This is a genomic window from Ignavibacteriales bacterium, from assembly GCA_026390595.1.
Taxonomy (GTDB): domain Bacteria; phylum Bacteroidota; class Ignavibacteria; order UBA10030; family UBA10030; genus UBA9647.
Window position 1 is genome coordinate 153494 of the sequence record JAPLFQ010000020.1, and the last position, 12687, is coordinate 166180.

The window sequence follows — 12687 nt, forward strand, 5'->3', positions numbered from 1 at the left end:
AGGGTTTGTGCCTTTAGATCTCCCACTTTACCAGTAGATCCTTGATCTGATCATAGCGGAACACGGGGCCGTCTTTACAGGTGAACAGCGGCCCCCACTGGCAATGGCCGCAAAGGCCGATGCCGCATTTCATATTGCGCTCCATCGAGAGATAGATCGCTTCGGCCTTGACACCGCGTTTCAACAACTCGAGGGCTGTGAAGCGCATCATCACTTCCGGGCCGACGATCATGCCGACTGTATTCGTCGGGTCGAACCCAGCTTTCGTAATCAGCGTCGTCACAACGCCAACATTTCCCCTCCAGCCGGAAATTGCGCGGTCGACCGACACGAACACCTCAAGGTCGAATCGTGCCCGCCAATTCTCGAGCTCGTCCTTGAAGAGAATATCGTCCGGAGTCCGCGTACCGTACAGCAGCACCACTTTTCCGTAGGCCTCACGGTGAGCCAGAATATGGTAGAGGGCCGGCCGCAGCGGAGGCAGTCCGATACCACCCGCGACCACGACGACGTCCCGTGTGCGCGCCTGTTCAACAGGCCACGAGGTCCCAAACGGCCCGCGGATACCCACGATATCGCCGCGGCGCAGTTTTGCCATCGCTTTAGTAACGGTGCCAACTGCCCGCGTGGTGTGGACAAGCGTCGCGCTTGACGGGTCGCCGCAAATGGAGATCGGGACTTCTCCCACCCCGTAGACATAGATCATGTTGAACTGTCCGGGCAGGAAGGAAAAATGGGAACGCCCATCTTTCGGACCGAGTTCCAGGGTAAACGTATCGTCGGTATCCTTCCGCACCCTTTTTATGATGTACGGACGAGGTACCATCGGGCTAGCGCATACCGCTGCTGCTTCAGGATGAGATTCAAGAACGGACGCCATAGAGATCCAATAGTTGTAGTCGTGTTGATTCCAGTCGTTGTCCCATGATATGGGAGAAGCGCTTCAGCAATTCGTACCCCAGGTTATGATCGTCTTCACATTTCTTGCGGAGACACTTTCCGTCGAGTGCGATGGCGCGGGTCAGATCCACTGCCTTGGCATCAAAATGCCAGCTATAGGGCGGGATCAGCCAGGACCAACCAAGGATATCCCCCTCGCCGAGCGTCTCGATGGTGATATGCCCGCGTTCCGGAGAAAACAGTTGGAGCGCAACGCGCCCTTCCCGGATGAGGTAGAACTGGTTCGCCTCTGTTCCTTCACGGAAAATGAACTGATCCTGCTCAAATCGAACGTTGGATGAACAGCCCGTCACCAGCTGCAGATACTCAGGGGTGAGGTCTTTGAAGAACGGATGCTGGACGAGAATGCGTTCAAGAGTTTCCATCGTTCACTCCTTGTTTGGACTTGATCCTCGATTCATGAGATACGTCTCGCGAATGACTCTGTATTCTTCCGTGATGTCAATGCCGACGGGACACCATGTAATGCAACGTCCGCAGCCGACACATCCGATGGTGCCGAACTGGTCCACCCACGAAGCAAGCTTGTGCGTGATCCAATGACGGTAGCGGGCCCGTGACGACGGGCGCACGCTGCCCCCGTGAATGTAGGAGAAATCGAGCGTGAAGCACGAGTCCCACTTGCGAATACGTTCTGCCGTTGTTCCAGCCAGATCAGTTGTATCTTCAACTGTCGCACAGAAACATGTCGGGCAGACCATCGTGCAGTTCGCACAGGAAAGGCACCGGGCTGCGACAACATCCCAGCGGGGGTGCTCAGTGTTTTGGTAGAGAACTTCGCGGGTGTTGTCCGGTTCAAGTGATCGACCGGTCAATTGCGCAGCGGCTTTGATAAGATGTTCGGCTTTCTCGACCTCGGCATCCTGGGCCGGGCGGCGCGTGACCGTCTCGATGATTTTAGCGCCCCGCTCGGTACCAACTTCCACGATCAAGTAGTGCTCTCCATCTGCAACCTCGCTGAGCGCGAGATCAAAACCAACACGCGCACGCGGTCCCGTTCGAACGGAAGAACAGAAGCAGGTCCCACCGGCTTGCACGCAATTGACTGCGATGATGAACGCATTGTTGCGGGCTCGCAGATAGGCCGGATCCTGATAGGCCCCTCCTCCAAATACCTTGTCCTGGATCTGGATCGCACTCAGATCGCAGGCTCTGACACCAAGGAGAGCGTACTGTTCCTCTTTCTCCGGCGGAGGAATTTCCTCGGAGACCTGGAAACCTTCGCCATTCTTGTGAGAGGTAAGCAGTTTCAGGATTGGTGGAAAAAGATATCGCTTCCATGAGTGCGGTCCGGCTGAAAACGCGAACAATGAGCCGGCCGTCCCATCCTTCAGGCGATAATGGGCAGGAGACTGCTCATCGCTTTTGCCGATGGGCAGCTGCGCAGTGGAGGTTATTTCGTCGAGAACGATTGCCGACCCTCTGAGGATCGGGCCTATGACCGTGTAGTGTTGTTGCCGAAGGGACTGTATTAATTCATTCAGTGCATCAGGTTCGATTCGATACATCCTTGGTGTCGACATTGGACTCTGCCAGTTGTTCAGTATGTGGTGCTAGGGTGACATTCTCCGCCCGCAGTTCTCCGCTCACACAATCATATCTTCTGGAATTTATCCTTTTTGGTCTTGCAGACGGGACATTCTTCGTACTTGTCCGAACCTACGATGTAGCCGCACTCCGGACACATCATGTACGGCAGCCGCGCAAAGTTCGTTTCCTGCTCTATTGCTTTCTTCAGCAATCTTCCGTGACGTGCATCCGCTTCGAGAGCTCTCCTGAACCACTCAGCGGCTTCCGTGAAATGCTCTGACTGGGCAACCGTCGTGTCCGACGCATAAAGATTCTGCTCGAGGTTCTCGTTGCTCAAAGACAATTTCAGGTATTGCTTGGCTTTCCCCGGAGCGATGGAATCGATCGACGGCACAATGGGTTCGACCCCTTTGCTCCGCAGCAGCTTCGCCGCTGCTTCAGCATGGACCTTTTCCGAACGACCAAGAGCGCGGAAAAGAACGGCGATATCTCCCAGGTTTTCCTTCATGGCCTGTTTTGCAAAACGGTCATACCAGAGAGAGCGTTTCAACTCACCTCCGTACGCCCTTTGCAGATTCTCAATTGTGGCAAGCTTCTGCGTGCCTTGCGTCGGTTCGGGTTGCTTGGATTCTTCCTTCTTCTGACAGCCTGATTGCCAGAGCAACATCGGAAGAGCCAGGGTAATGACACATACTAGATGAAGAAATCGTGCGGGAGCTTTCATGACTTACCCCTGTGATGTGTGTGAGGATAGATTGTACCGCTCGATCAATAGTATTGACAAACGGGTTGCAATTTTCATTCCACTGACCGGATGGGAGATTTGGCTCGAACCGAAGTATCGAAGGCCAGAATGCGACGTCCATCACTCAGATTTGCGAAGGCGCAGACATCATTTTCGCAAACTGTGCAAGAATTCTCCAGCGAACCTCACATTCCCATTTCTGGCGACCGAGAAATTCTCGCCCGCCAATGTCCCCGGTTCCTCCAGATGCTATTTTGTTTCAGCCCCCTGCATCGAGGCTTTGATGCGACCCAGGAGCTCGGACCCTTTCTGTCCCAACTTGCCCTGTTGCTGCGACTCAAACACTGCCATCGCCGTGATATTGACGATATCGGAGACATCGGAGCCGGGGATCAGGAGGTAGACGGGTTTCCGCATACCCACAAGCATAGGTCCGATTGCCACTGCACCACCGAGGTGAGCAAGGAGTTTGTAGGCGATATTAGCCGATGTGAGGTCGGGGCAAATCAGAACATTTGCGCCGCCTTTGAGCGATGTAAACGGATACACCTCGGAAATGATCTCCGGGGATACCGCCGTGTCAGCTTGCATCTCGCCATCGACGATGAGATTGGGCGCGCGGCGTTTCACGATTTCCGTCGCGATCCGAACCTTCTCGGTCAGCGGATGCTTCGTGCCTCCGAAGTTGCTGAACGAGAGCATTGCAACCCGCGGCTCCATGTCCATTTGCTGCACTTTCTCTGCGGCAAGCAATGCGATCTCTGCCAGATCCTCGGCAGAAGGTTCGATGTTCACCGTTGCATCCGCGATAAAAATGGTCCGGTTCTTGAAGACCATCATATAGAGACCGGCGATGATCCTCGAGCCCTCCTTCTTTCCGATGATTTGCAGCGCAGGCCGGACGGTCTCCGGATAATGCTGCGTCAAGCCTGAGATAAGTCCATCGGCGTCATCCATCTCGACCATCATCATGCCAAAGACGTTGTGCGTCTTGATCTGGTTCTCGGCATCGACGCGGGTCAGGCCCTTCCGTTGACGGGTAGCGTAGAACGCGGTGACATACTCGTCAAACCGGGGTGACTTTCCGGGATTGATAATTTCCGCTCCCGTGAGGTCGAGTCCGAGGTCCGCAATACGCTGCTTGATCAAGGTTCGACTTCCAAGAAGAATCGGTTTCGCGACACCTTCATCCAGAATCTGCTGCGCAGCCCGGAGGATTTTTTCCTCCTCGCCCTCGGGGAACACGATGCGCTTCGGCTCTGTTTGGGCTTTGTGAATAAAGAAGCGCATGATCTCACGTGACTTGCCCAGGCGGGCTTCGAGCGAATCACGATACTGCTCAAAGTCCTTAATCGGCATTCGGGCGACACCCGAGTCCATGGCTGCCTTCGCGACCGCTGTGGCTTCCCAGATAAGCACGCGCGGATCGAACGGCTTCGGTATGATGTATTCCTTCCCGAATTCAATTCTCTTTCCGCCATAGGCGCGAATGACAGAATCCGGCACTTCCTGCTTCGCCAGCTTCGCGAGTGCGTGCGATGCAGCGATCTTCATTTCGTCGTTGATCATTTTCGCCCGGACATCGAGCGCGCCGCGGAAAATGAACGGGAAGCCGAGAACGTTGTTGACCTGGTTCGGATAATCCGACCGTCCCGTCGCCATGATAATATCATCACGCGCGGAGGTTGCATCCTCGTAGGTAATTTCCGGATCCGGATTCGCCATTGCAAAGACAATCGGCTTGTCCGCCATCGACCGGACCATTTCCTTGGTTACGATTCCTTTCGCCGAAACTCCGCAGAAAACATCTGCACCCTTGATGGCCTCCGCAAGCGTGCGTGCCTCGGTATCGACAGCAAAATAATCCTTGTAGGGGTTCATCCCTTCCGTCCGCCCTCTGAAGCAGACTCCCTTCGTGTCAACCAACATCATGTTCTCGCGCCGAACACCGAGTTTTTCGTACAGCTTCGCGCACGCGATACCAGCCGCACCTGCTCCACTGAAGACGACTCTCACCCTGTCTATCTTCTTTCCTACAACCTCCAGGGCGTTCACCAATGCAGCACCGCTGATGATCGCCGTGCCGTGTTGATCGTCATGGAAGACCGGGATATTCATGGTCTTCTTCAGTTCTTCTTCAATGTAGAAGCATTCAGGGGCCTTGATATCCTCGAGATTGATGCCGCCGAACGTCGGTTCGAGCATTTGCACTGTCTTGATGATATCGTCCGAATTGTGCGAGTTCAGCTCTATGTCAAACACATCGATGTCCCCAAACCTCTTGAACAGTACACCTTTGCCTTCCATCACCGGCTTGCCGGCGAGCGCACCGATATCACCAAGGCCCAGAACAGCAGTGCCATTTGAAATGACAGCGACGAGGTTTCCTTTTGCCGTGTAAAGATATGCATCATCAGGATTGTCGTGGATGTCGAGGCATGGTTCAGCAACACCGGGAGTATAGGCAAGCGAGAGATCGCGTTGAGTCTGGCAGGGTTTTGACGAAATTACTTCGATCTTCCCTCTTCGGCCGTGGGAATGGTAATCGAGAGCGTCTTGTTTCCTAATCATGGGGAGACTCCTTTCGAACGCTTGTGCACATTCGACTTCAATGAAGCCTTTTGACAGCTGGGACAGAGTTCCGTGAGAGGATTTTTTTCCAGAAGCTTCTTCGGGATGGTGCCTCCACAGGAGGCACATTTCAGTGATTTCCCCTTCCCCGCCTGACGGAGCAGGTGAATTTCTGTTCCTTGCAGCAACATGTTTGAACACGCCTTGTCAGGATTGGCGTTGCACTCTCTGACGGTCAGATCACACGTTGAACACACGAACAGCTCCCCCTCAGCGAACGACAGCGCCGGTGGCGTGAGTGAGAGCTCAGTCAGCGCTGATTTCAACTTCCTGATCGGTGAGGGATCGGATCGCCTCTTCGCCTTTTTCGCCACGGACACCCTCAGATTTGGTCTTGAGTGCGGAATGCATCGGTACTACTTGTACCGATTCAACGCCTTCATATAGTTGGCTCGCTCGAACGCGGCCGGGTCTGCAACCGACGCCTGGCTCATGCTCCCCTTCATCTGCTCGATGGAAAGGTACTCATGCTCGACCATCCACTTATTGAGATCTTCGAGGACCATCGTGATGTGCTTTGGCCCATGCTTCAGGAGCGCTGAGCACATCATCGCCACGTCTGCGCCGGCCATCACCATCTTGATCACATCTTCCGCCGTATGAATACCTCCGGTGCCAGCCAGGCTGGTCTTCACCACCCCGTGCAGGATGGCCACCCATCGCAAGGGAACTCGCAGCGCATCCGAAGTGCTGAGAGTAACATTCGGAGTCACTTCCAGTGCTTCAAGGTCAAAATCAGGCTGATAGAAACGATTGAACAGAACCAGGCCGTTGGCGCCTGCCCGGTCCAGCCGGGCAGCGACGTTGGCCAGTGAACTGAAGTACGGGCTCAATTTCACCGCAACGGGAATTCTCACTGCCCGCTTCACAGCGTGCAGTACGTTGATGTAGCGTTCCTCGACTTCCTGGCTTGTCAACGCCGGATCCGTGGGAATATAGTAGATATTCAATTCGATTGCATCGGCACCCGCCTGCTCGAGCTTTTTCGCATAGTCAATCCAGCCCCCGGTGGAAATGCCATTCAGGCTTCCGATTATGGGGATGCCGAGCGATTCCTTGGCGCTGTGGAGCAACTCGACATACTGTTCGGGCCCGATATTGTATTCTTCAGGCCTCGGAAAGTAGTCAAGTGCTTCGGCGTGGGCGCGCGAGCCATAGGCAAGGTAGTGCTCCAGTTCAGCAGCATCGTGTTCGATCTGTTCCTCAAACAACGAATACATGACGATTGCCGATGCGCCTGCATCTTCAAGACGTTTCATACCATCGAGACTGCGGGAAAGCGGGCTCGCAGATGGAACGAGTGGATTCTTGAGTTTCAGGCCGAGATACGTAGTTTTCAGATCCATAATTCCGTGTCCTTCATTCAATTTCAAAGTGGAGTGGTTCAGTTCTCAAGTCGTGAGGTGAACTGCGCCCGTCAAGCTTTGGGCGCAGGTTCTTGCTTTGCCTTCTCTCCATCTCCGCCGGCCAGCTGCTCGTACATCGCCCATCGGCTTTTGACATCTTCGGCCGCAAGCCCCATCAACTCCTTCGCACGCTCGGGATAGATTTTCTCCAACATGTTGAACCGTGTTTCGAGAGAAGTGAAATCGGTCAGCGGTCCTTTCGGCGCCTTCGAATCCATCCTCATCGGGTTCTTACCTTCCTTCGTCCACATCGGATTGTACCGGAAGAGCGGGAAGTACCCTGTTTCGACTGCCAGCTTCTGGTTTGTCATGCCTTTTGCCATGTCAATCCCATGGGCGATGCAATGGCTGTACGCGATGATAAGCGAGGGGCCATCATATGCCTCGGCTTCGAGGAACGCGCGGACTGTCTGCGCATCATTGGCTCCCATGGCAACCTTCGCCACATAGACATTTCCGTACGTCAACGCCATCAACGCAAGGTCTTTTTTCTGTGTCGGTTTGCCCGCAGCAGCGAACTTTGCAATGGCCGAACGGAATGTGGCTTTCGACATCTGGCCGCCCGTATTGGAATAGACTTCAGTGTCGAGAACCAGGATGTTCACATTGCGTCCGGATGCAAGGACATGATCCAACCCACCATAGCCTATATCGTATGCCCATCCGTCGCCACCCATGATCCACACACTTCGTTTCACAAGGTTGTCCGCGATATGGAGCAGGTTCTTCGCTCCAGGCGTCTTGCTGACCAGGAGCTTCTCCTTCAAGGCTTTCACGCGTTCGCGCTGTTCGTAGATTCCTGCCTCGTCGGACTGGTTTGCGCTCAGCAAAGCACTCGCCAGATCTGTTCCGATTTCGTTGGCAAACTTCGCGACCAATTCCCAGGCCATTTCAGTGAGCTTGTCGATCGTCAGACGCATGCCGAGTCCGAACTCCGCATTGTCTTCAAACAACGAATTCGACCAGGCCGGTCCACGGCCATCCTTGTTGGTCGTCCATGGTGTCGTCGGTAGATTCGCGCCATAGATGGACGAACATCCCGTCGCGTTCGCAACAATCGTCCTGTCTCCGAACAACTGGCTCACAAGCTTCACATACGGCGTTTCGCCGCACCCGGAGCAAGCGCCTGAATACTCGAAGAGAGGCTGCAGAAGCTGCGAGCCCTTCACCGTATCCGTCTTCACCGTCCTGCGATCAACTTCCGGCAGATCCAGGAAGAAGTCGTAGTTGACGCGTTCCTGTTCGCGAATCTCAGGCTGCGGCTTCATGTTAATCGCCTTCACCTTCACCTGCGATTTGCTCTTTGCGGGGCATACCTCAACGCAGAGCGAGCAGCCCGTGCAATCCTCGGGAGCCACCTGGAGGGAGTATTTCATTCCCTTGTATTCCGTGCTCTTGAACTCCATCGACTTGAACGTCGGAGGAGCGTTCTTCAGCTCTGCAGGGTCGAACACCTTCACACGGATTGTCGCATGCGGGCATACCATGACGCACTTGTTACACTGGATGCAGATCTCCGGTTCCCACACAGGGATTTCGAGAGCAATATTGCGTTTCTCCCATTGAGCAGTGCCAACCGGAAACGTCCCATCCTGGGGCATCTGGCTGACAGAGAGTGCGTCACCCTTGCCGGCGATGATCATCGCAGTAACGTGCCTGACGAAGTCCGGCGCGGCGGCCGACACGACAGGCGGCATCTCGAGCGTGCTCGTCGCCTTGTCTGGCACTTTTACTTCGAACAGGTTTGCCAGCGTAGCATCGACTGCAGCGTAGTTCTTCTGCACGACTGACTCGCCCTTCTTTCCATACGTCTTGTAGATCGAGCTCTTGATAGCGGTAATAGCAGCATCCTTTGGCAGCACGCCGGAGATAGCGAAGAAGCATGTCTGCATGATCGTATTCACACGACCACCCATGCCCGTCTGGCTGGCGACCTTGTAGCCGTCGATCACGAAGAATTTCAGCTGCTTCTTGATGATTCCTTCCTGGATGTGACGCGGAAGCTTGGCCCATACTTCATCCGGACCGAAGATGCTGTTCAGAAGGAACGTCCCCCCCTTGACGGCATTCTGCAGCACGTCGAACTTCTCGAGGAAGAACCACTGGTGGCATGCGACAAAATTTGCCTCGGTGATCAGATAGCAGGAGTGAATCGGACGGGGTCCGAACCTCAGGTGCGAAGTTGTGGTTGAGCCTGATTTCTTCGAATCGTAGACGAAGTAACCCTGCGCGTAGTTCTCCGTGTCCTCGCCAATAATCTTGATGGAGTTCTTGTTGGCGCCTACTGTTCCATCCGCTCCGAGACCGAAGAAAATCGCACGCACGACATCATTCGGCTCAATCCCGAACGTCGGGTCGTATACCAGGCTCGACATGGTAACATCGTCATTGATACCGACTGTGAAGTGATTCTTCGGCTGGTCTTTTTTCATTTCATCATAGACTGCCTTCACCATCGTCGGCGTAAACTCCTTTGAAGAGAGACCGAATCGTCCGCCGGTGACCTTCGGGAAGGATTTGAACGGGGCCTTTCCGGCCGCCAGCGTTTCGCTCAGGGATGTTATGACATCCATATAGAGCGGATCTCCGGGCGCACCCGGCTCTTTCGTCCTGTCCAGTACCGTGATGTGTTTGACAGTGGCGGGCAACGCGTTCACGAAGTACTCTGGTGCGAACGGCCTGAAGAGATGGACTTTCAGGAGTCCGACTTTCTCTCCCTTGCTCATCAGGTAATCGACGGTCTCGTGCGCGGTTTCTGCGCCGGAACCCATCACGACAACAACCCTGTCGGCATCCGGGGCTCCATAGTACTGATACAATTTGTACTGACGCCCTGCGATCTTCGCAAACTTGTCCATCGCCTTCTGAACGATATCAGGGCAGGCGACATAGTACGGGTTGCAGGCTTCACGTGCCTGGAAGAAGACGTCCGGGTTCTGCGCGGTCCCGCGCAAGACAGGTTTCTCCGGGTTCAGAGCGCGTTGCCTGTGCTTGAACACGAGTTCATCGTCGATCATCTGGCGATAGTCTTCGTCAGCCAGCTGTTCCATCTTCATAACTTCTGCCGACGAGCGGAATCCATCGAAGAAATGTACGAACGGGACGCGCGATTCGAGCGACGCGGCCTGTGCGATGAGAGCGAAGTCATGGATCTCCTGCACCGAGTTCGAGGCAAGCATTCCCCAGCCCGTCGAACGGACCGCCATCACGTCCCCATGGTCGCCGAAAATCGACAGTGCGTGCGTGGCGACGGTTCGTGCGGAAACATGAAACACGGTGGAGGTGAGCTCGCCTGCGATCTTGAACATATTCGGGATCATCAGGAGGAGGCCTTGCGATGCCGTAAAAGTCGTCGAGAGAGCGCCCGTCTGCAGTGCTCCGTGAACGGCGCCTGCTGCTCCGCCTTCACTTTGCATCTCTGCAACCAATGGGATCGTCCCCCAGATGTTTTTCTTACCCTGAGCAGACCATTCGTCTGCCCATTCACCCATCGTCGAGGAGGGAGTGATAGGATAAATGGCAATTACTTCGCTGCACTTGTGAGCTGAATACGCCGCGGCTTCATTGCCATCAATGGTTACCATCTTACGCTTTATGGTCGGAACAGCATCTTGAGCTGACATCGTTACTCTTGCCTTTCTTCTAAGGGTTGATAATGAATCGGTTCAACTGACGCAATATCTATTCCAACCAACGCGACCTCCGGAACTGCGAAATACAGACAAATTTCGCCAATTATTGCAGGAATGTTCCGATTTTCGAGAAGCTCACTTGGCTTTTTGGCAGAATGAATAAACGGAAAATCAGTAGTCGGAATTGACAATTCACTGGACCCAAAGGGCTGTTGTTACTGACGCCAAGGAAGTCTGCTCACGACTCCAGTCAGCCCTCACGGAAGTGATTGTCGAACAGCAGGAAGGAGATGCAAACTGGAGATACACGAATACGCGACGTCCGCGGCAGCGACTGACAGCACGATGCGGGCAAGAGGTGAATGAATCCGGGCCTCAAATGAACGATCGCTGTCAGGAATTCGCGGTGGAAGATGAGGCATTTATTTCGTTTCTTCGCATAGCAAATTGCTCTTGTTTTCTGAATCCCCAGGATGAATCAATGCCCGATACGCTAAGCATCACTGACAATCGCACCGGTAAGAAGTACGACGTTCCAATCGAACATGACACGATCAAGGCGACTGACCTGAGGCAAATAAGAGTCAAAGATGAGGATTTTGGCCTGCTCAGCTATGATCCCGCCTTCATGAACACCGCATCGGTCAAAAGTAAGATCACCTACATCGATGGCGACGAGGGGATTCTCGAGTATCGCGGATACCCTATCGAGCAGCTCGCCGAACGATCCACCTCATTTCTCGAGGTCGCCTATCTGCTCATCCACGGTGAGCTGCCGAACGAAAAGCAGCTCGAAGAATGGCGAATGAGCATCAAGATGCACACGTTCGTGCACGAGAATATCAAGAAATTGATGGAGGGATTCCGGTACGACTCTCATCCGATGGGCATGTTCATCAGCACGATCTCTGCCCTCTCGACCTTCTATCCGGAAGCCAAGGATATCATGAACGCCGAAGCGCGTCGGAAACAGATCTACCGTCTCATCGCCAAGGTCCCGACGATCGCGGCATTCGCCTACCGCCATACGAAGGGAATGCCGTACGTTTATCCGAGCAACGACCTGACCTATGCAGGGAATTTCTTAAATATGATGTTCAAGATCGGAGAATCGAAATATGTCATCCACCCCACGCTTGAGCATGCGTTGACCGTCCTTTACATTCTCCATGCGGATCACGAGCAGAACTGCAGCACGAACACGATGCGCGGTATCGGCAGCTCTCATATCGACCCCTTTTCCTCAGTGGCCGGAGCGGCTGCGGCATTATGGGGACCTCTCCATGGCGGCGCAAACGAGGCCGTGCTCCGAATGCTCGACGAAATCGGCTCGATCGACAGAGTTTCGTCTGTCATCAAGGATGTGAAAGAAGGAAGAAAGAAATTGATGGGATTCGGGCACCGGGTCTATAAGAATTACGATCCGCGCGCCCGGGTCATCAAGAAACTCGCCTACGATGTGTTCGAGGTTACCGGCAAGAACAAGAAGCTCGACCTCGCACTTGAACTCGAGCGCATTGCGCTGGAAGACGAGTACTTCGTGAAGCGGAAGCTGTACCCGAATGTGGATTTCTATTCAGGCCTCATCTACGAGGCGATGGGATTCCCGATGGACTTCTTCCCTGTTCTTTTTGCCATACCCCGTACTGCGGGCTGGCTCGCACACTGGCAGGAACACATACTGGATCCGGAACAGAAGATCGCCAGACCGCGCCAGGTCTACCTTGGACAGCGGGGCAAGACGTGGATACCGCTAGACAAACGGTAGGCGAAAATGTCCGTC

At 54.3% G+C, this 12687-nt stretch carries 8 protein-coding genes and 1 pseudogene; 1 reads left to right on the forward strand and 8 read right to left on the reverse strand.

The genetic code is table 11. The features are described 5' to 3' along the window. Window positions 1-13: 13 nt before the first annotated feature. The 8 genes and pseudogenes from NTU47_08815 to nifJ form a co-directional block, all read right to left on the reverse strand. Window positions 14-880 carry an FAD/NAD(P)-binding protein gene (locus NTU47_08815; GenBank protein ID MCX6133901.1) on the reverse strand — a complete coding sequence of 289 codons (867 nt, stop codon included), beginning with the start codon at window positions 878-880 and terminating at the stop codon, window positions 14-16. Further along, window positions 864-1325 carry a cyclic nucleotide-binding domain-containing protein gene (locus tag NTU47_08820; protein ID MCX6133902.1) on the reverse strand — a complete coding sequence of 154 codons (462 nt, stop codon included), beginning with the start codon at window positions 1323-1325 and terminating at the stop codon, window positions 864-866. Before NTU47_08820 ends, NTU47_08815 begins: the two co-directional genes overlap by 17 nt. Before the next feature lie 3 nt (window positions 1326-1328). Then, window positions 1329-2483, reverse strand: coding sequence for a 4Fe-4S dicluster domain-containing protein (locus NTU47_08825; protein ID MCX6133903.1), 1155 nt, complete (start codon window positions 2481-2483; stop codon window positions 1329-1331). Between the two features lie 71 nt (window positions 2484-2554). Further along, the gene (locus tag NTU47_08830; protein ID MCX6133904.1) at window positions 2555-3214 is read right to left on the reverse strand and encodes a rubrerythrin family protein; all 660 of its coding nucleotides are present in this window, start codon (window positions 3212-3214) and stop codon (window positions 2555-2557) included. A 270-nt stretch (window positions 3215-3484) separates the two neighbouring features. After that, entirely contained in the window at window positions 3485-4525 is a 1041-nt protein-coding gene (locus NTU47_08835) for a phosphate acyltransferase (protein MCX6133905.1), read from the reverse strand. A gap of 60 nt (window positions 4526-4585) precedes the next feature. After that, window positions 4586-5806, reverse strand: a pseudogene (locus NTU47_08840) (NADP-dependent malic enzyme). A 416-nt stretch (window positions 5807-6222) separates the two neighbouring features. Next, window positions 6223-7212 (reverse strand): dihydroorotate dehydrogenase-like protein, encoded by a 990-nt coding sequence (locus NTU47_08845; protein MCX6133906.1) that lies wholly within the window; start codon window positions 7210-7212, stop codon window positions 6223-6225. Window positions 7213-7283: 71 nt separating this feature from the next. Beyond that, window positions 7284-10895, reverse strand: coding sequence for a pyruvate:ferredoxin (flavodoxin) oxidoreductase (gene nifJ, locus NTU47_08850; protein ID MCX6133907.1), 3612 nt, complete (start codon window positions 10893-10895; stop codon window positions 7284-7286). A 490-nt stretch (window positions 10896-11385) separates the two neighbouring features. Here nifJ and NTU47_08855 point away from each other — a divergent pair, with 490 nt between their 5' ends. Beyond that, the gene (locus NTU47_08855; protein MCX6133908.1) at window positions 11386-12672 is read left to right on the forward strand and encodes a citrate synthase; all 1287 of its coding nucleotides are present in this window, start codon (window positions 11386-11388) and stop codon (window positions 12670-12672) included. Window positions 12673-12687: the final 15 nt, after the last annotated feature.

What these genes read in the sequence shown, in the direction of transcription:
- NTU47_08815 (MCX6133901.1), bottom strand. Translation starts at nt 880, where the DNA reads ATGGCGTCCGTTCTTGAATCTCATCCTGAAGCAGCAGCGGTATGCGCT.
- NTU47_08820 (MCX6133902.1), bottom strand. Translation starts at nt 1,325, where the DNA reads ATGGAAACTCTTGAACGCATTCTCGTCCAGCATCCGTTCTTCAAAGAC.
- NTU47_08825 (MCX6133903.1), bottom strand. Translation starts at nt 2,483, where the DNA reads ATGTCGACACCAAGGATGTATCGAATCGAACCTGATGCACTGAATGAA.
- NTU47_08830 (MCX6133904.1), bottom strand. Translation starts at nt 3,214, where the DNA reads ATGAAAGCTCCCGCACGATTTCTTCATCTAGTATGTGTCATTACCCTG.
- NTU47_08835 (MCX6133905.1), bottom strand. Translation starts at nt 4,525, where the DNA reads ATGCGCTTCTTTATTCACAAAGCCCAAACAGAGCCGAAGCGCATCGTG.
- NTU47_08845 (MCX6133906.1), bottom strand. Translation starts at nt 7,212, where the DNA reads ATGGATCTGAAAACTACGTATCTCGGCCTGAAACTCAAGAATCCACTC.
- nifJ (MCX6133907.1), bottom strand. Translation starts at nt 10,895, where the DNA reads ATGTCAGCTCAAGATGCTGTTCCGACCATAAAGCGTAAGATGGTAACC.
- NTU47_08855 (MCX6133908.1), top strand. Translation starts at nt 11,386, where the DNA reads ATGCCCGATACGCTAAGCATCACTGACAATCGCACCGGTAAGAAGTAC.